The following is a 21,882-nucleotide window of genomic DNA, read 5'->3' as shown; positions in this document are numbered from 1 at the left end:
TGAACATCGTGCGGCCAGTCGCGACGGGCTTCAGCCGCGCCGTCGCCGGAACGCCTTGACCAGCGGCCAGAGGATCATGCCGAGCGTCGCGATGGCGAGGGTCGCCGAGATCGGGCGTGTCAGGAGCTCCAGGGGATCTCCGCGGCTGAGCAGAAGGGCGCGGCGAACGCTTTGCTCGGCCATCGGGCCGAGGATCATCCCGAGAATGATCGGCGCCAGCGGCACATTGAGCTTTTCGAGGAAGTAACCGGCCGTTCCCGCCGCCAGCATCACCCACAGATCGACCGGCCGGCCGTTGATGACATAGACGCCGACGCACATCAGGACCAGGATCGCGGGCACCAGAAGCACGCCGGGAAGCCGCTGGATCTGGGCGAAGACGCGGGTTGCCGCCGCGCCGCCGACCAGGAAGATCAACACCGACGTCAGCAGCATCTCGATCATGAAGCCGCCAACCAGCACCGGGTTCTGATGGAAGAGCTGCGGCCCGGGCTGCAGCCCGTGGATCATCAGCGCACTCAAGACCAGAGCGGCCACGACATTGCCCGGGATGCCCAGCGTCAGCGCCGGTATCATGGAGGCGGCGTTGTCCGCATTGTTTCCGCATTCGGCGGCGGCGACTCCTTGCGGGTTGCCCTTGCCGAAACTGTCCGGATCGTCCGAAGCGTTCTTCGCGGCGTTGTAGCTGAGGAACGCGGCGATGTTGCCGCCCGCCCCCGGCAGGATGCCGACGGCAATTCCGACCAGCGACGAGCGAAGCCAGGTCGGGACAAGCCGCCTGATCTCACCCGGGGCAAACGGAACGCCGGCAAGCTTCAGCTCGGATGCCGACAGACCCTTCAGGTCGCATTTCTCGGCAAGCTGCAGCACCGGCGGCAAGGCGTAGAGCCCGACCAGAACAACAATCAGGTCCAGTCCGCCAAGCAGCCAGGTCTGGCCGAAGGTGAAACGGGCCTGGCCGGACAGCGAATCGATGCCCATGGTGCCTATCAGGAGACCGAGAGCGGCCGCCATGACACCCTTGACCGGATCGCTGCCGACCATGACGCCGACGGAGGCCATGCCGAACATCGCGATCCAGAAATACTCGGCCGGGCCGAAGAACAGGGTGACGCGCGCCAGTACGGGACCGATGGTCATAAGCGCCAGGGCACTCGCGATGCCACCTATGGCCGACGACCAGCAGGCGATCTTCAGCGCCTTGGACGCCTCGCCCCTGTCGGCCATGGGAAAGCCGTCGAACGTGGTCGCGATGGAGGCGGGCGTGCCGGGAATGCGCAGCAGGATCGCCGGAATCGCGCCGCCATACATCGACCCGTTGTAGATGCCGGCGACCATCGCCAACGCCACCAGTGGATCCATGGAGTAGGTGAGCGGCAGCAGCAGCGCGATGGCCATGACCGGATTGAGCCCGGGCAGGGCGCCGATCAACACGCCGAGCAGGGTCGAGCCAAGCATTGCCGCGAGCGGACCGGCAGTCATCACGGCCAGCACCGCGTTGGTGAAGAAATCCATCAGTCTCCCCCAAACCGCGACGCCGACCACAGCTCCGCAGGCAGCGGTTTTTCAAGCACCACCGAGAAGACCAGCCAGACAAGGACAATGAAGCTCGCGCCGACGACCAGCGTGTAAAGCGGTCGCCGGAAGCCGAGCAGAAGCGGCAGACACAGCATAAGCAGGGCGGATGCCGTGTAGAAGCCGAGCGGCACGATGAGGCCGACATAGGCGATACTCGCCGCAAGTGCCCTCGCCATGTTTGCCGGCGCATCGACGAGGCGACGGGCGGCGCCCACCGGTGCGCGTGCCGCCCGCAAGATGACGAGGGAGCCGCACAGGGTCAGGAACAGCCCCAATACCATGGGGTAGTGCCCCCCGGCGCCGGAGTAGGAAGCCGCCTGCCAGGCGGCTCCCAGCCCAAGGACGGCAAACAGCAGGCCAAGGGCCATGTCCTGACCCCGCTCCATCCTATTTGCCCAGGCCCAGATTCCTGGAGACGATGGCGAGCGCATCGAATTCAGCCTGGAGGCGCGCACCCAGATCCGATCCCTTCACAACATTGGGCACCTCTCCCTTGGAGGCGAGGAACTCCACATAGGAAGGATCGTTGACGGCTTCCTCGATCACGTCGGCCAGCTTGTCGACAATCGCCTGGTCGAGCCCCTTCGGGCCGAGGATGGCGCGCCACAGGAGGGTTTCCTTGTCTCCCAGGCCGAGGCTTTCCAGCCCCGCGGCCTGCGGCAGCGCCGGCACGGCGGCGGCAGACGTTACCAGAAGGCATTTTGCCTCCTTCGCCTCGACATATGGCAGGACCGGAGAAATCGAACCGCCATAGATATCGACATGCTTGCCGAGGAAGTTCTGCAAGGTCTCACCGGCGCCGCCGAATGGAATCGCAATGGCCTTGATGCCGCGCGCCTGGAAGATGCGCTCGGCCGCCAGCTGCATGGTGCCGCCGATGCCGTCATTGCCGTAGGTGTACTTGTCGGGATTGGCCGCCAGTTCGGCCAGAAACTCCTCGCCCGTTGCCGCCGGGAAGTCCGGGTGGACGCAGAGCGTGTAGGCCGTCTCGGAGGTCGAGGCGATCGGGGTGAAACTGTCCAGCCCATAGGCGACGTCCTGCACTTGGGGAACTGTGGTCAGCGGGCTGTTCCACGTGGCGAACAACGAATAACCGTCGGGCCTGACCTGCATGAACTGCGAGGCGCCGACCGACCCGCCGCCGCCGCCGACATTCAGGACGGCGATGGAGGTGCCGAGCTTTTCCTCCAGCAGCAGCGCCAGCTTGCGGGCACTGGTGTCGGTTCCCCCGCCCGCGCCGGCCGGGATGGTCAGCTCGATGGGACGTTCGGGGTAGTCGGCCAGCGCCGGCATGGCGACGCCTGCAAGCATGGCGGTTGCGACAATGATCTTCGTGATTTTCATCTGCTTCTCTCCCTGGGCAGTTTTTCGTCAGCCGATTTCGCTGCGGTAGTGGAATTGCGCGGCACTGCCACGGGCGACACGCCACTCGACCGGCGTGCCGTCGACGTCGAAGGCAGTGCGCTTGATGATCGCCAGCGGGTCGCCGGGTTTCAGCTTCAGGCGGGCGGCGACCTGCACGTCGGCACGCCCGAAGGAAAGGTCATCGGTCGCTCGCTTCACCAGCACGCCGAAGCGCTCGAAATAGAGCGGATAAAGCAACGGTCCGAAGACGCTGTCCGGCAGGCTTTCGAAGCCGGAAAAGCGGTCGGCGCGGATATAAAGTTCCTCGAAAAGAACCGGCTGGTCCGACAGGCTGCGCAGACGAATGATGCCGATGACATCGCTCGTGCCCAACGCCAGCGCCGCTTCCTTCGGCGCCTCGGTGCGGGCGCGCAGGATCAACTCGCTGGTCGGGATGGAGGCCGGCGCCCCGTCGGCACCTCGGACCTGGAAGAAGCGAAAGAGCGTCGCGTCGAAGGAAGGCCGGCGCAGATAAGTGCCCGATCCCTGGCGCCGTTCAAGCAGGCCTTCCGCCACCAACCCGTCGACCGCCTTGCGTACCGTGCCGACAGAAATGCCGTATTCGTGCGCCAGCCGCGCCTCGGACGGGATGGGATCACTGCCACCCCACTCTCCGCTGGCAATGCGCGAGGCAAGCGCGTCGCGCAGCCTTGCATAGGCCGGCAGCCGCTCGTCCGCGCTCGGAATTCTGGCAGTCATCGTTTCATCCTCCCTGCATTCTTCATTAGCGATATTGACCCATTCAGTCAACCAGTCATATATATGAATTATCACGAGGACATCACATGATCCGATTCGACTGCCATGCCCATGTCTATGAGACGCTGACCGCGGCCAGTGGCGCGCGTTACGCTCCCGCCGGTACGGCGCCGCTTTCGGACTGGCTGGCGCACGGGGCCCGCCACGGCATTGAGGGCGGGGTGCTTGTCCAGGTCAGCTTTCTGGGTTTCGACAATGCCGAGCTGTGTGCCGCGCTTTCGAAACTGGACAGGCGCCGGTTCGCCGGCGTTGCCGTCGTGCCCTTCGACGTATCGGAGGCGGAATTGGACCGGCTCGCCGCCCTGGGCGTGCGCGGCATTCGCTGGAACCTCGTACGAGGCGCGGCCCTTCCCGACTTCGGGGCGACAATTGTCGACCGGCATCTGGAGCATCTGCGCAGGCGCGGGCTGCATGTCGAGATCCAGCTGGAAAGCCCCAGGCTGCCCCTGGTCGTCGCCCCGCTGCTCGATCGCGGACTGACGGTCGTGGTCGACCACTTCGGCCTGCCGGACAAGCAGGAGCCCGCCCCGCCTTCCTGGCTGCGCACGCGCTCTGCCGCGACCGCAGTCGATCGGCTCTATGTCAAGTTTTCAGGCGCCTATCGCAGTCTCGTCGAGATCGCGCCTCACGCCAAGGCCCTGCTTGACGTGCTGCCCGCCGATCATGTGGTTTGGGGCAGCGACTGGCCGCATACCCAGCATGAAGACCGCATCGACTACGACCGGACCGTGGCCGAACGCGGCACATGGCCAGAATTCTCCGACACGCTCGCGGCGCGCAACCTCTACGGCATCGAACCGGCCTGACGGCCGAGCGGCCAGCGGCGCGATGTCAGGCCTTGCCCTGTGCCGGAAGATGGATGGAGTTCGCCACTTCGATCAGGTGCGGCGCGATTTCCTCGCGCACTCTTTCCAGCGACCATTTCAGGCTCGAGATCGAGCATTGGACCGTTGCCACCGGGCGCCCGTCAGCGGTCGTGATCGGCGCCGCGATGCCGATTTCGTTCATGATGTTCTCGCTCTGGGTCAGGCCGTAGCCGCAAGCAACCGCCTTCTCGATTTCCTCGGCGATCTTCGCCCGATCGAGCGTGGTCTTCGGCGTCAGCGCGGTGATCGGCCAGGTCGCGATCGCCTCCTTGCGCTCGGCCTCGCCAAGCCGGGCGATCATGGCCCGGCCGCTCGAGGTGGTGAGAGCGGACAAGCGCCGACCCGCGATCATCGCGCCGAATGCCGTCAGCTGCGTGGGAATGCGGATCACATAGACGATCTCGGTCCCGGCAAGCCGGGCGACATTAACGCGCTCTCCGAGCTGCTTGCCGAGTTCGATCATCTTGGGCATGGCCAGCTGAACCAGAGGGTCCGCCCACTGATAGGCATTGCCGAGTTCAAGCAATTTCACCGAAGGACTGTAGCGGCGCGAATCCGGATCCTTGTGCAGGTAGCCGATCTTGTGGAGCGTGTTCGTCAGCCGCTGGGCAGCGCTCTTGTCGAGGCCGGTCAACTCCGCAATTTCGGTAAGCCCCAGAACGGTGTAGCGCTCGCCGAACGCATTGAGAACGCGCATGCCCTTCTCCAGGGACCCGACGAACAACGTGTCCTGCTTGTCCTTCCCCACCCGAGCTCTCCCTGTCGGTTCCGCCGAAGATTTGCGCAAGGGCGCCATCGAACGGGCATTCTGGATTCTTGACACGCGCAAAAGCGCTTCATACGCTCAACTATAATACGGTTTGACGTATTATTATATAATAAAACCCAACCAGAGGGACCGGTCCCCGCGCCGGTTGAAAAAGCAGATGAACCCACGTCTCCTGATGAGTTCCGTCGCATTGACCTTGGCCATGGTTGGCAGCAGTGCCCTGGCCGACAAGGCAAGTGACACGCTCAATGCCGCTTTCACCAAGGAACTGGAATCGGTCGACAGCTACTTCAACTCGGCCCGCGAGGGCGTCATCCTGCAGCGTTCGATCTGGGATGGCCTGCTCTATCTCAACCAGGAAACCGGCGAGTACGAAGGCAACCTCGCCACGTCGTGGCAATGGGTGGACGACACGACGCTGGAGATGAAGCTCCGCGAAGGCGTCAAGTTTCACAATGGCGAGGAATTCGACGCCGACGACGTCGTCTACACGGTGAAATTCGTTGCAAACCCGGAGAACGGCGTTGTCGTCCAGCGCAACGTCAACTGGATGAAAGACGCGGAGAAGGTCGACAAGTACACCGTCCGCATCACGACGAACGGTCCGTTCCCCGCCGCCCTGGAGTTCCTCGCCGGTCCGGTGTCGATCTATCCGAACGAGTATTACGCCGAGGCGGGCCCCGCCGGCATGGCGCTGAAGCCCGTGGGCACCGGCCCCTACATGGTCGAGAGCGTCGATCCCGGCAAGCATTTCGTCCTGAAGAAATACGAGGGCTACCACGGCGGCCCGAAGGGCAAGGCGACGATCGGCACGGTCGACATCCGCACCATTCCCGACGTCAACACGCAGCTGGCCGAGATGTTCAGCGGCGGCCTCGACTTCATCTGGGGCGTGCCGGCCGATCAGGCCGAAAAGCTCGCCGCGATGGGCCGGCTGAATGTCGTCAACGAAAGCACGATGCGCATCGGCTATCTCGAACTGGACGCCGCCGGCCGCAGCGGCGCCGACCATCCGATCACCAAACGCGCCGTTCGCCAGGCCCTCATGCACGCGATCGACCGCAAGGCCATCGTCGACAATCTGCTCAAGGGCAAGTCGAAGGTCGTCCACTCGGCCTGCTTCCCGAGCCAGTTCGGCTGCGAGCAGGACGTCACCACCTACGAGTACGACCCGGAGAAGGCGAAAGCACTTCTGGCCGAGGCCGGCTACCCGGACGGGTTCTCCATCGACCTCTACGCCTATCGCGACCGGGGCTATGCCGAGGCGATGCTGGCCTATCTTGCGGAAGTCGGCATCACCGCCAACCTCAAGTACCTCCAGTACTCGGCCCTGCGCGACCTGCGCCACAAGGGCGAGACCAGCATGAGCTTCCAGACCTGGGGCTCCTACTCGGTGAATGACGCGTCCGCGATCACCAGCCAGTTCTTCAAGCATGGCAAGGAGGATTTCGCGCGCGATGACGAGGTGAAGGCCTGGCTCGATGTCGCCGACACCGCCGTCGATCCGGCGGTGCGCAAGGAGAACTACTCGAAGGCGCTCAAGAAGATCGCCGACGAGGCCTACTGGGTGCCGCTGTTCTCCTACAATGCGAACTACGTCTTCACCAAGGACGCGGCCTACACGCCGACGCCCGACGAGGTGGTGCGCTTCTTCCACGTGCGCTGGAACTAGCCCGCTTGCGAGCATCCCGCGCCGCTACCGGCGCGGGATGTCTCCGGTCCGCCACCGCTTAACCGCTCCCGAAACACGGGCGCGGCAGGCAGCCAGGGGATGGCCGCGCCTTCCTTCACGAGGAAGCCGGCAGCCTGACGATCGGAACCACACATGCTTATCTTCACTTTGAAACGGCTGGGACTTGCCGTCCTGGTGACGCTGACGGTGTCACTGCTCAGCTTCAGCCTGCTGTTCATGTCCGGCGACCCCGCCTCCGCTATCGCGGGCGAAAACGCGAACGCCACCGACATCGAGGCCATTCGCGTGCTCTACGGGTTCGACCGTCCCTTCATGGTCCAGTATGTCGACTGGCTGACAGGTGCCCTGGCCGGAGACTTCGGCCAGAGCTACTATTTCAAGCTGCCGGTCTCCACGCTGATCGCCGACCGGTTGTCGACGACCATGCTGCTGGGCGTTTGCGGCATTTCCTTCGCCCTTGTGACCGCCATCCCGCTCGGCGTTCTGGCCGCCATGCGTCCCAATTCGCTGATCGACCGGGGCGCGCTGTTCCTGTCCGTGATGGGGCAGGCGATGCCGAGCTTCTGGTTCGGCCTGGTGCTGATCGTCATCTTCTCGATCCAGCTCGGCTGGCTGCCGCCGTCCGGTTCCAGCAGCTGGAAACATTTCATCATGCCGACGATCGTGCTTGGCTATTACGCCATGCCGGCCATCATGCGCCTGACGCGCGCCGGCATGCTGGAAGTGCTCAACGCGGACTATATCCGCACAGCCCGCGCCAAGGGCGCCAGCGAGACGCGGGTGATGTTCAAGCACGCGCTGCGCAACGCGGTCGTGCCGGTGGTCAGCCTTGCCGCGGTGCAGATGGGGTTCATGCTCGGCGGTTCCATTGTCGTGGAGTCGATCTTCGCCCTGCACGGCGCGGGATATCTTGCCTGGGAGTCCATCTCCCGCAACGACCTGCCGACCGTCCAGGCGCTGATCCTGATCTTCTCCTGCTTCTACATCGTGTTCACGTTCCTGTCGGATCTCGCCAATGCCTGGCTCGATCCGCGCATCCGGGTGGGCTGACATGGCACGTACAATCGAAACGGTTGCCGAGGAGCTGCGCGCGCCGAGCCCGGCCGCCATCCTGCGCAAGCGCGTCTTCGGCCATTACGGCCTGGTCTTCGGCATCGCCGTGCTGGCGGTGATCGTGCTGATCGCGCTTCTCGCACCGCTGCTCGCCGGTCACGACCCCTATGCCCAGGACTTGGTGGCGCGAATGAAACCGCCCTTCTGGATGGAGGGCAGCGATCCCGAACACCTGCTGGGCACCGATCACCTGGGCCGCGACTATCTGGCCCGGCTTCTCTACGGCGCCCGCATCTCGCTGTCGATCGGCCTGTTCGCGGCCCTGATCTCCGGCCTCATCGGCACGGCGATGGGGGTTGCCGCCGGCTATTTCGGCGGACGCGTCGACCTGGTCGTCACCTTTCTCATCAATGTGCGGTTGGCCATGCCGGTGGTGCTGGTGGCGCTGGCGGTCGTTGCGATTCTCGGCGGCTCGCTGCAGGTGGTCGTCTGCGTGCTCGGCCTGCTCTTGTGGGACCGTTTCGCGGTGGTCATGCGCTCCTCCGTCCTGCAGGTGCGCGACCTGGAATACGTCAATGCCGCCAAGGCGATCGGGTGTTCGACACGGCGCATCATCCTGCTTGAGATCATGCCCAACGTGGTCAACAACCTGATCGTCGTGGTGACCCTCGAAATGGCGCACGCGATCCTTCTGGAGGCCGCCCTCTCCTTCCTGGGACTTGGCGTCCAGCCTCCGACGCCGTCCTGGGGCCTGATGATCTCGGAAGGCAAGCAGATGATGCTCTTCGAGCCCTGGCTGATCGCCATTCCCGGCGTCGCGCTCTTCGTCCTGGTGCTTGCCATCAACCTTCTCGGCGACGGCCTGCGCGACGTGACCGCACCGGAAAACAGGGGATGACCATGACCACGGAACCGATCCTCAAGGTCGAGAACCTGACCATAGACGTCCCCATGGCGCAGGGCACGCTGCATGCCGTGCGCGGCATCGATTTCGAGCTGCGGCGCGGAGAAACGCTCTGCATCGTCGGCGAGAGCGGCAGCGGCAAATCGCTCACCTCTCTCGCCCTGATGGGGCTCCTGCCCAAGAAGATGCGCTGCAAGGCGGCCGGGCTCGACTTCTCCGGCATCGACCTGCAACGCCAGACGCCGAAGGCGATGCGCGCCCTGCGCGGCGACCGCATGGCGATGATCTTCCAGGAGCCGATGACGTCCCTGAACCCGGCCTACACGATCGGCGACCAGCTGATGGAGGCGCTCCTGCTGCACCGGCCCGTCAGCAAGGCGGAAGCGCGCGCGCGGGCCATCGAGCTGCTTGGCAAGGTCGGCATCACGGCGGCCGAAAGCCGGCTCGGGCAATACCCGCATCAGCTTTCGGGAGGCCTGCGCCAGCGCGTCATGATCGCCATGGCGCTGATGTGCGAACCCGAACTGATCATCGCCGACGAGCCGACCACGGCGCTCGACGTGACGATCCAGGCGCAGATCCTGCGCCTGCTCGCCGACCTTCAGCGCGAGATGAACATGGCGATGATCCTGGTCACCCATGATCTGGGCGTCGTCGCACGGATCGCCGACAAGGTCGTCGTCATGTATGCGGGCGAGGTCGTCGAGAACGGCAGCGCGCGGGAGATCTTCGAGAACCCGCGCCATCCCTATACCAGGGGCCTGCTCCGATGCATTCCGGTGCCCGGAAAGACGAAACCCGGCGAGCATCTGGGGTCCATTCCCGGCATCGTGCCGTCCCTGATCGGCAAGGTCGAGGGCTGCGCCTTCCGCTCGCGCTGCGAAGTGGCGGAGGACGCCTGTTCCTCTCCCGTGCCCGTCCGACGTCCGGGAACGGATCATGCCTATCGATGCATACACGACATCCCGGAGGGCGCATCGGCATGAGCGACAAGACAACTCCCCCCGTCCTAGAACTCGCCAACGTCACCAAGACTTATCAGGTGAAGCAGGGGCTCTTTTCCGCGCCCCGGCCGCTTCATGCCCTCGGCGGTGTCAGCCTGCGCATCCACAAGAAGGATGTGCTCGGCCTGGTGGGCGAATCCGGTTGCGGCAAGTCCACGCTGGCGAAAGTCCTACTCGGCCTCGAGGTCCCCACGTCCGGGAAGGTTCTGGTCGACGGCAAGGAAATCACGCCCCGGGAGCGCAAGCTTCAGGCGCGGCGCATCCAGCCCATCTTCCAGGACCCGTATTCCTCCCTCAACCCGCGCAAAAGCATCGAGGACATCATCGCCCTGCCGCTCGTTGCACACCGGATCGGGGATGCCGCGTCCCGCGCCGGTTCGGTGCGGCGCATGCTCGATCTTGTCGGCCTGCCGCAACGGGTGCTGAAGGGCTATCCCAACCAGCTTTCCGGCGGACAGCGCCAGCGGGTGGCCATCGCCCGCGCGCTGGTCATGAACCCGGAGATCGTCATCTGCGACGAACCGACATCGGCGCTCGACGTCTCCGTGCAATCGCAGATCCTCAACCTTCTGGGCGACCTGCGCGAGGAGCTCGGACTGACCTATCTCTTCATCAGCCACAACCTGGCGGTGGTCGAGCACCTGGCAACGCGTGTGGCGGTCATGTATCTGGGCCGCGTCGTCGAGGAGGCGCCGGCGGCCGAGCTGTTCGCCGGACCCCGCCATCCCTACACGCAAGCCCTGCTGGAATCCGTGCTCACGCCCGACCCGAACCTTTCGGTGCCCGACACGCATCTGGGAGCCAGCTATCCCAACCCGATCGCTCCGCCGCCGGGATGCCATTTCCATCCCCGTTGCGCGCAGGTCCGGGATATCTGCAAGACCACCCCGCCTCCGCATGTCGCCGGGCCGCAGGGCCATGTCGACTGCCATCTCCACGCGGCACCCGCCCGCTGACCATCGCCGCCCCGCCGTCCCGCCTGTGGTGAGGAACCGTTCATGAGCAATCTTTCGCGCACCCAGTCCGTGCGCAAACACGTCATCGAGACCCGCGGCGGCGTCGTCGCCTCGCAGCACCGGGTGGCCGCAGAGACCGGCGCGGCCGTTTTGGCCGCCGGAGGCGATGCGGTGGATGCGGCGGTTGCCGTCTCCTTCGCCGTCGGCGTTCTGGAACCGTGGATGAGTGGCCCGGCCGGCGGCGGCGCCATGGTCCTGTGGCGCGAGGACGAGCAGAAGGCGCACAGCATCAATTTCGGCATGCGGTCGCCCGCCGCCCTCGATCCGGCCGACTACCCGCTGTCGGGCGAAGGCAAGTCGAACGACCTCTTCCCCTGGCCGTCCGTGGTCGAGGACCGCAACGTCCAGGGCGCCACGGCGATTGCCGTTCCCGGCACCGTTGCCGGCATGGAACTGGCGCACGCGACCTGGGGCCGGATGGGGTGGAAGGACCTCGTCATGCCGGCGGCCGACCTTGCGGCCGAAGGCATGCTGGTCGACTGGTACGCCTCGCTGATCATCTCCTCGGTGGCGCGCGAGCTCGCCAAGGATCCGGATGCGGCGGCCATGTTCCTCGACGACGGGATCTGGCCGAAATCCGCCGGCTGGACCGCGGTTCCCAACATCCGCCTCGACCAGGGCCGGCTTGCCGGCACGCTGCGGCGCATCGCCGAGGCCGGCGCGCGCGACTTCTACGAGGGCGACATCGCTGCGGCGATGGCCGCCGATGTCCAGGCCAAGGGCGGTTCGCTGTCGCAGGGCGACCTTGCCGCCTACCGGGCGGCGCTCGCCCCGGCACTGGAGACTTCCTATCGCGGCGGCACGGTGCATGCGGCGCGCGGGTTGACGGCGGGCGCCAATCTCGTCGAATGCCTGGCGATGATGGAGGCCGCCTTCACGCCGACCTCCGCGCCGGACGGCGCCAGCTATTCCGAGATGGCCCGCGCGCTGACGGCGAGCTACGAGCGGCGCCTGCGCGAAATGGGCGACACGGGCGAGGCGGAAGGCTCCGGCACGCCGTCCTGCACCACCCATTTCAGCGTCGTCGACCGGCACGGCAACATGTGCGCCGTCACCCAGACGCTGCTGGCGGTGTTCGGCTCGCGCGTCGTCTCGCCGTCGACCGGCCTCTTGATGAACAACGGCATCATGTGGTTCGACCCCGAGCCCGGCAAGCCGAACTCGCTGGCGCCCGACAAGGCCTGTCTGATGAACGTGTGCCCGGCCATCGGCGAGAAGGACGGCCGGCGCTTCGCCATCGGCGCGTCCGGCGGCCGCAAGATCCTTCCGGCCGTGCTCAACCTCACCTCCTTCCTGATGGACTTCGACATGTCCCTGGAAGGGGCCTTCCACCAGCCGCGCATCGACAACAGCGGCGGCGGGGCGATCCTCGCCGACGAGACGCTGCCGCCGTCCGTCGTGTCCGCGCTTTCAGCCGTCCATCCGGTGACGGCCACCCGCCGCACTGTCTTCCCGTATGCCTTCGCCTGCCCGGCCGGCGTCCTGCGGCAGGACGGCATCAACATGGGGTGCACGGAGATCATGTCGCCATGGGGCGACGCCGTGCCCGAAACCGAGGGAGCCTGACTTGGCAAACCGTGAGAGCGCCATCGCGCGCATCGACAATTTCCTTTCGAACGGCGGCTACGAGACCGAGCTGGCCCGCATGCTCGCCTTTGAGACCGAGAGCCAGGACCCGTCCCGCCGGGCGGAGTTGATGCGCTACCTCGTCGAGGAGATGGAGCCCAAGCTCACCGGGCTCGGCTTCACCTGCCGCATCATGACCAACCCGGTCGACCCGTCCGTGCCCTTCCTCTTTGCCGAGCGCATCGAGGACCCGGCCTTCGAGACCGTGCTCACCTACGGCCATGGCGATGTCATCCGCGCCCAGACCGACCAGTGGCGCGAGGGGCTGCATCCCTTCCGCCTGGTGCGCGAGGGCGACAAGCTCTACGGGCGCGGCACAGCCGACAACAAGGGCCAGCACTGCATCAACATCGCGGCGCTGCGGACGATCCTTGAGGAGCGCGGCTCGCTCGGCTTCAACTGCAAGATCATCATCGAGATGGGTGAGGAATGCGGCTCGCCCGGCCTTGCCGAGCTGTTCTCGCAGAACCGCGAGACCTTCGCCGCCGACGTGCTGATCGCCTCCGACGGCCCGCGCCTGCATCCCGACCGGCCGACCCTGTTCATGGGCTCGCGCGGCGCGGTCAATTTCGACCTGCGCGTCGAGCTGCGCGAGGGCGCCCACCACTCGGGCAACTGGGGTGGGCTGCTGCGCGACCCGGCCATGGTGCTGGCCCATGCGCTCGCCTCGATCACCGACCGCCGCGGCCAGATCCAGGTGCCCGAATGGCGCCCGACAAGCCTGACGCCGGCCGTGCGCGAGGCGCTGAAGGACTGCCCGGTGGGCGGGTTCGACGGTCCTTCCGTCGACACCGACTGGGGCGAGGAGAGCCTGACCCCGTCCGAGCGCGTCTTCGGTTGGAACAGCTTCGCCATTCTCGCCCAGACCAGCGGCGTGCCGTCCGCTCCGGTCAACGCCATCTCGGGCCGCGCCCATGCCCATTGCCAGCTGCGCTATGTGGTCGGCACCGATCCGGACGACATCCTGCCGGCGCTGCGCCGTCACCTCGATACCCATGGCTTCGGGATGGTAGAGATCATTCCCGCCGACCGGGGTTTCTTCCAAGCAACGCGACTCGACCCCGACCATCCCTGGGTCACGCGCGTCAAGACCTCCATCGAGGCGACCACGGGCAAGAAGCCGGCGATCCTGCCGAACCTCGCCGGCTCGCTGCCGAACGAGACCTTCGCCGACATTCTCGGCCTGCCGACCGTCTGGGTGCCGCATTCCTACCCCGGCTGCTCCCAGCACGCGCCGAACGAGCACGCGCTTCATTCCATGACCCGCGAAGCGCTGGCGATGATGGCCGGCCTGTTCTGGGACATCGGCGAGGCGAACGCGGCCCGCGCCGGCAAGACGGCCGAAGCGACCGCCTGAATCCCGGGGAATGAAACGCTGGACCCTGTCGACCCCGGTCGGCAGGGTTCAAGCCGCGAAGGCGGTCCTTGAAGATTGCCTGTCGGCAGTCAGCCAGGCATCTGCAACGCGTCCCTGAGCGCCAGCCCGTCCTTCGGCCGCAGGTCGAGATCGGCCTCCAGATGATCGATATGGTGCAGCACGAGGCCACTCAGGCGTTGGACATCCCGATCCCTCAACGCCGCCAGAATGCCCTCGTGCTCGCCGTGGCCGCAGCTTGAAGCCCCGGACTTTCCATAAAGCGCGATGACCAGTGAGGAGCGGGCAATCAGCTCTTCCATGAAGCGCTTGAGAATGGCGTTGCCGCCGACCGAGGCCAGCAGAAGATGGAAATCGCCCGACGCCTTGATCTCGGCGCGGCGCGCATTCGGCCCGCGTTCCGACAGGAGGCGGGCCTCCTCGCGCAGGTGTTCGGCAAACGCCTCGATGTCGGCTTGCGTGACCCTTGCACATGCTTCCGTCGCGATGGCCGGCTCGATCAGGCGCCGCGAGGCGAAGACCTGCCGCGCCTCTTCCGGGGACGGATTGGCGACAAAGGCGCCTCGATTGCGCTCGCTGCGCACCAGCCCCTCGAAGGCCAGCATCTGCAGGGCCGAGCGAGCCACCGTGCGGCTGACGTCGAACAGGGCCCCCACCTCGCTCTCGGAGAGCTTGGCCCCCGGCGCGAGGCGACGGTCGACGATGGCATCGCGCAGATGGTCGTGTATCGCCTGCGCGCGATCCTCCGCGCCGTCCATCCTGTCGTTTCCGACGCGTGCAATGTTCATCCCAGCCGGTTCCATGTGGTTCGTTTAGTCCCGAAATCGCCAACAGGGAAGATGGTTTTCAAACGCAATCACGCTGAAGATTGCATACAATCATCGCGTTAAATCGGAAGCAATCGCCCATCATTTATGCACCCTCGCACGGCAGAACCAGCGATCCAGGTCGTTTAGACGTTTGATATCAAACCTCTATCTGGAGTACCGAAAACTGGCACGCATGATGCTTTTCCCAAGTTCAGCATTGGGGGAAGTTGAATGAGCAAGGCTGCCGCGATCGACATCGCCTCGGTTTCAAAGGTCTACGGCGCGACGACGGCCGTTCATGCCGTCAGCCTGAAGATCCCGGCGGGCAGCTATTGCTGCCTGCTCGGTCCGTCCGGTTGCGGCAAGACATCGACGCTGCGCATGATCGCCGGCCACGAAAGCATCTCCTCCGGAGACATCCGGCTCGGGAATACGGTCGTCACCGACCTGCCGCCCGCCCGGCGTGGCACGGCGATGATGTTCCAGTCCTACGCGCTGTTTCCCCACCTCGACGTGCTCGACAATGTCGCCTTCAGTCTCAAGATGAAGGGCGTCTCCAGGGAGCAGCGGCACAAGAGGGCGCTGGATCTTCTGGCGCTTGTGCAGATGGAGGACTACGCGGGCCGCCGCCCCGCACAGCTTTCCGGCGGCCAGCAACAGCGCGTGGCCCTTGCCCGGGCCCTGATCACCGACCCCGAAGCCCTGCTTCTCGACGAGCCGCTGTCGGCACTCGACCCGTTCCTGAAGATCAGGATGCGGGCGGAGTTGAAGAAGCTCCAGACATCCCTCGGCATCACCTTCGTCCATGTCACCCACAGCCAGGAAGAGGCGATGGCGTTGGCCGACATGATCGTGGTGATGAATGACGGCCGTATCGAACAGGCCGCCTCCCCGCGAACCGTGTTCGAGCGGCCTGCCACCGCTTTCGTTGCGCGCTTCATGGGGGATCACAACGTCATCTCGGGCCGGGTAGTGGGCCAGACCGACGACGGTTCGCTCTCGGTACAGGTCGGGAACGGCGGCACGTTCACCGCCACGGGCGGCAATTTCCGGCCGGGCGAGGAGGTCGATATAGCCATCCGAACGGACCGCGTGCGGATCGTCGAAAGCCCCGATCCCGATCTCGGCTTCAAAGGCACGGTCGGCAATGTCGAGTACCGGGGGTCGTCCGTCAGATTGTCGGTCGACGCCGCCGGGATCGAGGACTTCTCGGCGATCATCGACGACGCCGCCTACTTCACCAACCCGCTTTCGGTTGGCGATGCCGTGCCTCTGGCATGGAAAGCCGAGGACGCCATCGTCCTCGGCCGGCTTGCTTCATGAACCATCCACATCAATAAGACAGGGGAACACGTCATGACAAAACCGACAGGAACCGGTGCCGGCATTTCACGCCGCACGCTCTTGAAGAGCGGCGCGGCCACGGCGGGCCTTGCCGCCGGCGCCGGCGCCATCACCGGCTTTCCCACCATCTGGGCACAGAACCCGATCACCCTGCGCCAGTTCGGCACGGGCGTTTCGAACCTCAATGCCATCGCCCAGAAGTGCAAGGAAGACCTCGGCATCACCCTGGAGATGACGGCAACCGACTCCGATGCCGCGGCCCAGCGCGCGGTGACGCAGCCTGATTCCTACGACATTGCCGACATCGAGTACTGGATCGCCAAGAAGGTCTATCCGGCCGGCGTGATGCAGCCGATGCAAACCGGCCGGCTGAAATACTACGACAAGATCGTCCCGCTCTTCATCAACGGCAAGCTGACCCCGGACAGCGTCATCGCCCAGGGCACGGCGCCGCATACGGTCGGCTTCGTGGAATCGCAGGAGGCCACGAGCTTCGCCAGCGAGCCGACCGAATGGATGACGATGGTGCCGACGATCTACAACGCCGACACGCTGGGCATTCGCCCGGATCTGGTCGGCCGAGAGATCTCCAGTTGGGCCGATATCATGGACCCCGCCTTCAAGGGCAAGGCATCCATCCTCAACATCCCGTCGATCGGCATCATGGATGCCGCCATGATCATGGAGGCGATGGGCGAGGTGACGTATGCCGACAAGGGAAACATGACCAAGGAGGAGATCGACAAGACGATCGACTTCCTTATCAAGGCCAAACAGGACGGTCAGTTCCGGGCATTCTGGAAGAGCTTCGACGAGAGCGTCAACCTGATGGCCTCCGGCGAAGTGGTCATTCAGTCGATGTGGTCGCCGGCCGTCGCCGCCGTGCGCGCGCGGGGGATCCCTTGCGTCTATCAGCCGCTCAAGGAAGGCTATCGCTCCTGGGGCGGAGGCATCGGCCTGGCCAGGCACCTGTCGGGCGCGAAGCTCGACGCGGCCTATGAGTATATCGACTGGTACCTGTCCGGCTGGGTGGGCGCCTATCTCAACCGTCAGGGCTACTACTCCGCCGCCATGGAAACGGCGAAGGAGTACATGTCCGAGGACGAGTGGGGCTTCTGGGTCGAAGGCAAGCCGGCACAGGGCGACATCCTGTCGCCGGACGGCTCGGTCATGGAGAAGGCGGGCGCGGTGCGCGACGGCGGCTCGTTCGAGGAACGCATGGGCAAGGTCGCCTGCTGGAATTCCGTGATGGACGAGGACCGCTACATGGTTCGGCGCTGGAACGAATTCATCGCCGCCTGACACCAACGCCGCCCCTTCCCGAGAGGACGGGGCGGCGTTTCCGCAGTTTCATCCACGATCCAGCGAGGCCTTCGATGACCGCCACCGCCCAGGACGGGGCCACCATCACCGCAAGCGGGCGCCGCAGGTCGCCGGCAAGGGCCGCGCTCGATCTCGTCACCGGATTGTCGGCTCACCTGCAAGCCGTTCCGCTGGCCGTCATTCTCGGCGCGTTCCTGCTCGCCCCCGTCATGATGATCGCGGTCGTGAGTTTCTGGGACTATGACTTTGCCCGGCTTTACCCGGACCTCGTCCTGACCAATTACGCCGAGACGCTGGGGTCACGGGTAACTTGGCGAACCTATTTCAACACGCTGCGCTATGCCGCCATCGTTTGGGCGCTGACCCTCTTCATCGGCTTCTGGGTCGCCTATTTCCTGGCCTTCCACGTCCGCACCACAACGATGCAGATGGTGCTCTTCCTTGTTTGCACGGTGCCATTCCTGACCTCCAACATCATCCGGATGATCTCCTGGATACCGGTTCTCGGCCGCAACGGTCTGGTCAACACGGCACTGATCGATGCGGGACTGATACCCGCACCGATCGAATGGCTGCTCTATTCCGATTTCGCCGTGGTGCTGGCGATGGTGCATCTCTACACGCTGTTCATGGTGACGCCGATCTTCAACACGCTGATGCGGATCGACCGGTCCCTGATCGAGGCCGCGCGGGACGCCGGTGCCAATGGCCGACAGGTTCTGTGGAATGTCATCCTGCCCCTGGCGAAACCGGGCATGGCAATCGGCACCATCTTCGTCGTCACGCTGGTGATGGCCGACTTCATCACCGTGCAGGTCATGTCCGGCGGCCAGAGCGCCTCGGTCGCCCTGATGATGCGCAACCAGATGTCCCTGCTGCAATATCCGGCCGCGGCGGCCAACGCGGTGGTGCTGCTTGTTCTCGTTCTCGTGATGGTGGCGGGCATCCTGCGCATCGTCGACATCCGCAAGGAGCTTTGACATGAGCGGTGAAAGGCGGACTGCCGAGTTCTGGATCCTGGCGTTGTTCTTCGCGCTGTTCGTGCTGTTTCTCTACGGCCCTCTCTCGGCCATCCTGATCCTCTCGTTCCAGGGCCCTGGCGGCGGTTTGACCTTTCCGCTCAACGGCGTCTCGCTGCACTGGTTCCACAATCTGACGCAACAACAGGCGGTCGGGGACTTCGGCAGTTCCTTCCGTCGCTCTTTCCTGCTCGGCATCATGGTGATGCTGGTGACCGTCGTTGTCTCGCTGCTCGCCGGGCTGGCCTTCCGCCGCAAGTTTCTCGGCGCAACACCGCTGTTCTATCTTTCGATCGCCAGTCTGGTGGTTCCCTCGATCATCATTTCGCTCGGGATTGGCGTCATGTTTCAGCAGATCGGCCTGCGGCCATCCTGGTACACGTCCGCCTTCGGCGCACATCTGACCTGGACATTGCCCTTCGGCGTGCTGATCATGTTCGCGGTGTTCAACCGGTTCTCCCCGTCCTACGAGGAAGCCGCCAGAGATCTCGGAGCAACGTCCTGGCAAACTTTCCGTCATGTGGTTCTGCCGATGATTGCGCCGATGCTGATCGGCGTCGGCCTGTTCGGCTTCACGCTCTCCTACGACGAGTTCGCCCGCACACTCATGACGGCCGGCACCTACAACACGCTGCCGCTCGAGATCTACGGCATGACGACGAACGTCACCACTCCCGTGCTCTACGCCCTGGGAACCGTGACCACGCTGTTCTCGTTTCTCGTGATCCTGCTCACACTGGGCGCCATTGTCTGGATCGGCCGTCGTCGGCTGCGCGGACAGGGCACGACATGAGAATGCGCGTTCTTGTCGTCAATCCGAACACCACCGCCTCGATGACGGAGACGATTGCCGGCGCCGCGCGCGCCGCCGCGGCTCCCGGCACGTCGATCGAAGCCGTCACCTCGACGATGGGGCCAGCCTCCATCGAAGGATATTACGACGAGGCGCTGGCAATCCCGGGGTTGCTTGCCGAGATCCGGAAGGGCGAAGCGAACGGCGCGGATGCTGCCGTGATCGGCTGTTTCGACGATACAGGCCTTGACGCCGCGCGCGCCCAGGCCGGCATCCCGGTCATCGGCCCCTGCGAGGCGGCGCTGGCGCTTGCCTCCTTCGTCGCCCAGCGATTCTGCGTGGTGACACTGTCGGAGCGCTCGCGCGTGCCGCTTGAAGATCTGGTGCGTCGCTATGGCATGGGTTCGCGCGCATGCGTGCGTGCCGTCGGTGTTCCGGTGCTGTCCCTCGAGGAGCCCGAATCCGGCGCCGGCAGCAGGCTGCGCGAGGAAATCGCGCGCGCGCTCAAGGCCGATCGGGCGGAGGCGATCATCCTTGGATGCGCGGGCCTGGCAGACCTTGCAGCCCGGCTCCAGTCCGAGTTTGGAGTGCCTGTCATCGACGGCGTAAGCGCGGCCGTCAAGCAGGCCGAGGCGCTTGTTTCCCTCGGCCTTTCCACCAGCAAGCGGGGCGCCTACGCCCTGCCCGCCGGCAAGGGCTATTCCGGTCTTCTGGCCGGCTTCGCCCCCGTGACGCAGGTTCCCGCGTGATGACGAATGCCCGGATCCGGACACTCGCCCCCTCCGAGGTCGAGACGCTCATCGACTGGGCCGCGGATGAAGGCTGGAATCCCGGAGAGCGGGATGCCACCGCTTTTCGGCTTGCCGATCCCGACGGCTTCCTCGGTGCCTTCGTCGACGGCGAGATGGTTGCCGGCATCTCGGCGGTCTCCTACGGAAGCGCATTCGGTTTCATCGGTCTGTACATCTGTCGTCCCGACATGCGCGGCAAGGGCTTCGGCAAGACTGTCTGGGATGCGGGCATGGCCCGGCTCGCGGGGCGGACCCTTGGTCTCGACGGCGTGCCCGAGCAGCAAGCCAACTATCGTGCCATGGGGTTCGTGCCCGCCTACCGGACGTTCCGCTACAGCGGAACCATCGCGGCGCCGGCGAACGGATCCGCGAATATTCAACCGGTCTCTCCCGACATGCTGCCGTCGCTGGAGGCTTTCGACCGGCGTTTCTTTCCGGCATCGAGACGCGCCTTCCTGCAAGGGTGGTCGGCCGCGCCTCACGTTGCGCTCGTCTACATGGACGGCGAAACGGTGCTTGGCTATGGCGTTGCTCGCAGATGCCGCGAGGGCGCAAAGATCGGCCCGCTTTTCGCCGCCGACCAGGAGAGCGCGGAGGCATTGCTGGAGGAACTCTCCCGCCGGTGCAACTGCGAGATCCATATCGACGTTCCGGAGACGAGCGGCAGTTTCGCCGACACCCTCCTGCGACACGGCATGGCGAGGGGCTTTGAAACCGCGCGCATGTATCGTGGTCCGGCGCCCCTGCTTCACAGCGGCGGGATCTTCGGCATCACCACGCTGGAGCTTGGCTGAACCGGGTTCCGGCGCTCCGTCCTTCCCTTGGTTTGCCCTGCCCGTGCCCGTGATCCGGAAACGCAAACGGGATCCCGTGTTTCGGGATCCCGTGGCGGAATGCGGCATGCGCATTCCCGATAGCGTCGACTACGCGGCCGGCGCGGCCGCCCGTTTTCGCCCGTCGAGCTTCTTGAACAGGAAGAAGTAGAGCTTGATATACTGTCCTACCAGGATCGCGTTGATGATCGTGCCTTCGCGAATGAAGTGGACATCCCCGAGAAAGCTGAGACCGACGGCCACCGACGTTACCAGGAGCGCGCAATCGAAACCGGTCTTCACGTTGCCCCACTTCCAGCCCGTCCGCTCGAAGACCGTGTTCACGAACAGGTCGGTCGGCATCAGGATGAGATTGGCGCGGATCATCAGGAACAATCCGAAAGCCAGGGCCGCGTCGGCAAAGACGAGCAATGCGACCCTGGCATAGTACTCACCCGGCCTCACGAACTCCGTCAGGAACAGGTTCAGGTCGAGGAAGATTCCCAGCACCGCCGCCGGCACCAACCCCAGAAAACTGATCATCTTGAACTTCCTGGGCAACACCAGATAGGCCAGGAACAGCATGATGAGGTCGAAGATGAAACTGTAGGCACCCTGGCTGAGCGGGGTGTAGATCAACGTCATCGTCCTGGTCAGGCTGCTTTGCGGCGAGACGCCGATTCCTGCCCGGATGGCCAGGCTGATGCCCAGGGTGAGCACATAGATACCCAGAATATAGACGATCCAGCGCCGTATCAGGCTGCCGGTGTCGACGATCTCCGCTTTTGCCGAATGATTGGCCATTTGTCCTCCCAAACCGTCTTTTTGCACGTGGTCGCCACCGTCGCGGCGTCTCCCGCTCCACGCTCTCTTGAAGTTGTCTTGCGCGGACATCGAGGTTCCCTCCCCGACCTGTCCACAGTCCTCCCCGTCGACGGACGCCT

At 64.9% G+C, this 21,882-nt stretch carries 21 protein-coding genes; 14 read left to right on the top strand and 7 right to left on the bottom strand.

Annotated features, from left to right (window positions below):
- Positions 1–30 precede the first annotated feature (30 nt).
- Genes RBB46_RS06020 through RBB46_RS06005 form a run of 4 tightly spaced genes read right to left on the bottom strand, consistent with a single transcriptional unit; the run spans position 31 to position 3,681 of the window.
- Positions 31–1,515 (bottom strand): tripartite tricarboxylate transporter permease, encoded by a 1,485-nt coding sequence (locus RBB46_RS06020; protein WP_306027998.1) that lies wholly within the window; start codon positions 1,513–1,515, stop codon positions 31–33.
- On the bottom strand, positions 1,515–1,946 hold the full coding sequence (locus RBB46_RS06015) for a tripartite tricarboxylate transporter TctB family protein (RefSeq protein ID WP_306027997.1): 432 nt from the start codon (positions 1,944–1,946) through the stop codon (positions 1,515–1,517). Before RBB46_RS06015 ends, RBB46_RS06020 begins: the two co-directional genes overlap by 1 nt.
- A 19-nt stretch (positions 1,947–1,965) precedes the next feature.
- Positions 1,966–2,922, bottom strand: a complete 957-nt coding sequence (locus RBB46_RS06010; protein WP_306027996.1) for a tripartite tricarboxylate transporter substrate binding protein — start codon at positions 2,920–2,922, stop codon at positions 1,966–1,968.
- Positions 2,923–2,949: 27 nt separating this feature from the next.
- Entirely contained in the window at positions 2,950–3,681 is a 732-nt protein-coding gene (locus tag RBB46_RS06005) for a GntR family transcriptional regulator (RefSeq protein ID WP_306027995.1), read from the bottom strand.
- Between the two features lie 86 nt (positions 3,682–3,767).
- Between RBB46_RS06005 and RBB46_RS06000 the strand changes: the two genes are divergently transcribed.
- Complete coding sequence (locus RBB46_RS06000; RefSeq protein WP_306027994.1) at positions 3,768–4,547, top strand: amidohydrolase; 780 nt, start codon at positions 3,768–3,770, stop codon at positions 4,545–4,547.
- A 25-nt stretch (positions 4,548–4,572) separates the two neighbouring features.
- Here the strand turns inward: RBB46_RS06000 and RBB46_RS05995 are convergent, their stop codons facing one another.
- On the bottom strand, positions 4,573–5,355 hold the full coding sequence (locus RBB46_RS05995; protein ID WP_306027993.1) for an IclR family transcriptional regulator: 783 nt from the start codon (positions 5,353–5,355) through the stop codon (positions 4,573–4,575).
- Positions 5,356–5,533: 178 nt separating this feature from the next.
- Here RBB46_RS05995 and RBB46_RS05990 point away from each other — a divergent pair, with 178 nt between their 5' ends.
- The 7 genes from RBB46_RS05990 to RBB46_RS05960 all read left to right on the top strand — a co-directional run bounded on the left by RBB46_RS05990 (position 5,534) and on the right by RBB46_RS05960 (position 14,029).
- Entirely contained in the window at positions 5,534–7,048 is a 1,515-nt protein-coding gene (locus RBB46_RS05990; protein WP_306027992.1) for an ABC transporter substrate-binding protein, read from the top strand.
- Positions 7,049–7,201: 153 nt separating this feature from the next.
- Positions 7,202–8,119 carry an ABC transporter permease gene (locus tag RBB46_RS05985; RefSeq protein ID WP_306027991.1) on the top strand — a complete coding sequence of 306 codons (918 nt, stop codon included), beginning with the start codon at positions 7,202–7,204 and terminating at the stop codon, positions 8,117–8,119.
- 1 nt (position 8,120) lies between these two features.
- Positions 8,121–9,020: an ABC transporter permease gene (locus RBB46_RS05980; RefSeq protein WP_306027990.1), complete on the top strand. Its 900-nt coding sequence runs from the start codon at positions 8,121–8,123 to the stop codon at positions 9,018–9,020.
- Entirely contained in the window at positions 9,017–10,012 is a 996-nt protein-coding gene (locus RBB46_RS05975; RefSeq protein WP_306027989.1) for an ABC transporter ATP-binding protein, read from the top strand. The genes RBB46_RS05980 and RBB46_RS05975 overlap by 4 nt, the downstream gene beginning before the upstream one ends.
- Entirely contained in the window at positions 10,009–10,986 is a 978-nt protein-coding gene (locus RBB46_RS05970) for an ABC transporter ATP-binding protein (protein ID WP_306027988.1), read from the top strand. Before RBB46_RS05975 ends, RBB46_RS05970 begins: the two co-directional genes overlap by 4 nt.
- Positions 10,987–11,028: 42 nt before the next feature.
- Entirely contained in the window at positions 11,029–12,612 is a 1,584-nt protein-coding gene (locus RBB46_RS05965; RefSeq protein ID WP_306027987.1) for a gamma-glutamyltransferase, read from the top strand.
- A 1-nt stretch (position 12,613) separates the two neighbouring features.
- A complete protein-coding gene (locus RBB46_RS05960; RefSeq protein ID WP_306027986.1) occupies positions 12,614–14,029 on the top strand; it encodes a M20 family metallopeptidase in 1,416 nt (471 codons plus the stop codon).
- Positions 14,030–14,118: 89 nt separating this feature from the next.
- On the opposite strand, the gene RBB46_RS05955 is transcribed toward RBB46_RS05960, so the two are convergent.
- The gene (locus tag RBB46_RS05955; protein ID WP_306027985.1) at positions 14,119–14,835 is read right to left on the bottom strand and encodes a GntR family transcriptional regulator; all 717 of its coding nucleotides are present in this window, start codon (positions 14,833–14,835) and stop codon (positions 14,119–14,121) included.
- A 252-nt stretch (positions 14,836–15,087) separates the two neighbouring features.
- Here RBB46_RS05955 and RBB46_RS05950 point away from each other — a divergent pair, with 252 nt between their 5' ends.
- The 6 genes from RBB46_RS05950 to RBB46_RS05925 all read left to right on the top strand — a co-directional run bounded on the left by RBB46_RS05950 (position 15,088) and on the right by RBB46_RS05925 (position 20,920).
- Positions 15,088–16,179 carry an ABC transporter ATP-binding protein gene (locus RBB46_RS05950; RefSeq protein ID WP_306027984.1) on the top strand — a complete coding sequence of 364 codons (1,092 nt, stop codon included), beginning with the start codon at positions 15,088–15,090 and terminating at the stop codon, positions 16,177–16,179.
- 33 nt (positions 16,180–16,212) lie between these two features.
- Complete coding sequence (locus tag RBB46_RS05945; protein WP_306027983.1) at positions 16,213–17,502, top strand: PotD/PotF family extracellular solute-binding protein; 1,290 nt, start codon at positions 16,213–16,215, stop codon at positions 17,500–17,502.
- A gap of 74 nt (positions 17,503–17,576) precedes the next feature.
- The gene (locus tag RBB46_RS05940; RefSeq protein ID WP_306027982.1) at positions 17,577–18,503 is read left to right on the top strand and encodes an ABC transporter permease; all 927 of its coding nucleotides are present in this window, start codon (positions 17,577–17,579) and stop codon (positions 18,501–18,503) included.
- A gap of 1 nt (position 18,504) precedes the next feature.
- Entirely contained in the window at positions 18,505–19,335 is an 831-nt protein-coding gene (locus RBB46_RS05935) for an ABC transporter permease (RefSeq protein WP_306027981.1), read from the top strand.
- A 2-nt stretch (positions 19,336–19,337) separates the two neighbouring features.
- Entirely contained in the window at positions 19,338–20,084 is a 747-nt protein-coding gene (locus RBB46_RS05930) for an aspartate/glutamate racemase family protein (protein WP_306028220.1), read from the top strand.
- Positions 20,084–20,920: a GNAT family N-acetyltransferase gene (locus RBB46_RS05925; protein ID WP_306027980.1), complete on the top strand. Its 837-nt coding sequence runs from the start codon at positions 20,084–20,086 to the stop codon at positions 20,918–20,920. Before RBB46_RS05930 ends, RBB46_RS05925 begins: the two co-directional genes overlap by 1 nt.
- A 129-nt stretch (positions 20,921–21,049) precedes the next feature.
- Here RBB46_RS05925 and RBB46_RS05920 read toward each other — a convergent pair whose 3' ends face one another.
- Positions 21,050–21,742, bottom strand: coding sequence for a YitT family protein (locus RBB46_RS05920; protein WP_306027979.1), 693 nt, complete (start codon positions 21,740–21,742; stop codon positions 21,050–21,052).
- Between the last annotated feature and the right edge of the window lie 140 nt (positions 21,743–21,882).

It is taken from the genome of Stappia sp. MMSF_3263, assembly GCF_030733745.1.
Taxonomy (GTDB): domain Bacteria; phylum Pseudomonadota; class Alphaproteobacteria; order Rhizobiales; family Stappiaceae; genus Stappia.
This window is presented reverse-complemented; position numbering and strand designations above follow the sequence as displayed.

Bases quoted from the DNA above. Each gene is read 5' to 3' on its own strand.
- RBB46_RS06020 (WP_306027998.1), bottom strand. From the start codon at position 1,515: ATGGATTTCTTCACCAACGCGGTGCTGGCCGTGATGACTGCCGGTCCG.
- RBB46_RS06015 (WP_306027997.1), bottom strand. From the start codon at position 1,946: ATGGCCCTTGGCCTGCTGTTTGCCGTCCTTGGGCTGGGAGCCGCCTGG.
- RBB46_RS06010 (WP_306027996.1), bottom strand. From the start codon at position 2,922: ATGAAAATCACGAAGATCATTGTCGCAACCGCCATGCTTGCAGGCGTC.
- RBB46_RS06005 (WP_306027995.1), bottom strand. From the start codon at position 3,681: ATGACTGCCAGAATTCCGAGCGCGGACGAGCGGCTGCCGGCCTATGCA.
- RBB46_RS06000 (WP_306027994.1), top strand. From the start codon at position 3,768: ATGATCCGATTCGACTGCCATGCCCATGTCTATGAGACGCTGACCGCG.
- RBB46_RS05990 (WP_306027992.1), top strand. From the start codon at position 5,534: ATGAACCCACGTCTCCTGATGAGTTCCGTCGCATTGACCTTGGCCATG.
- RBB46_RS05985 (WP_306027991.1), top strand. From the start codon at position 7,202: ATGCTTATCTTCACTTTGAAACGGCTGGGACTTGCCGTCCTGGTGACG.
- RBB46_RS05980 (WP_306027990.1), top strand. From the start codon at position 8,121: ATGGCACGTACAATCGAAACGGTTGCCGAGGAGCTGCGCGCGCCGAGC.
- RBB46_RS05975 (WP_306027989.1), top strand. From the start codon at position 9,017: ATGACCATGACCACGGAACCGATCCTCAAGGTCGAGAACCTGACCATA.
- RBB46_RS05970 (WP_306027988.1), top strand. From the start codon at position 10,009: ATGAGCGACAAGACAACTCCCCCCGTCCTAGAACTCGCCAACGTCACC.
- RBB46_RS05965 (WP_306027987.1), top strand. From the start codon at position 11,029: ATGAGCAATCTTTCGCGCACCCAGTCCGTGCGCAAACACGTCATCGAG.
- RBB46_RS05955 (WP_306027985.1), bottom strand. From the start codon at position 14,835: ATGAACATTGCACGCGTCGGAAACGACAGGATGGACGGCGCGGAGGAT.
- RBB46_RS05950 (WP_306027984.1), top strand. From the start codon at position 15,088: ATGAGCAAGGCTGCCGCGATCGACATCGCCTCGGTTTCAAAGGTCTAC.
- RBB46_RS05945 (WP_306027983.1), top strand. From the start codon at position 16,213: ATGACAAAACCGACAGGAACCGGTGCCGGCATTTCACGCCGCACGCTC.
- RBB46_RS05940 (WP_306027982.1), top strand. From the start codon at position 17,577: ATGACCGCCACCGCCCAGGACGGGGCCACCATCACCGCAAGCGGGCGC.
- RBB46_RS05935 (WP_306027981.1), top strand. From the start codon at position 18,505: ATGAGCGGTGAAAGGCGGACTGCCGAGTTCTGGATCCTGGCGTTGTTC.
- RBB46_RS05930 (WP_306028220.1), top strand. From the start codon at position 19,338: ATGCGCGTTCTTGTCGTCAATCCGAACACCACCGCCTCGATGACGGAG.
- RBB46_RS05925 (WP_306027980.1), top strand. From the start codon at position 20,084: ATGACGAATGCCCGGATCCGGACACTCGCCCCCTCCGAGGTCGAGACG.
- RBB46_RS05920 (WP_306027979.1), bottom strand. From the start codon at position 21,742: ATGGCCAATCATTCGGCAAAAGCGGAGATCGTCGACACCGGCAGCCTG.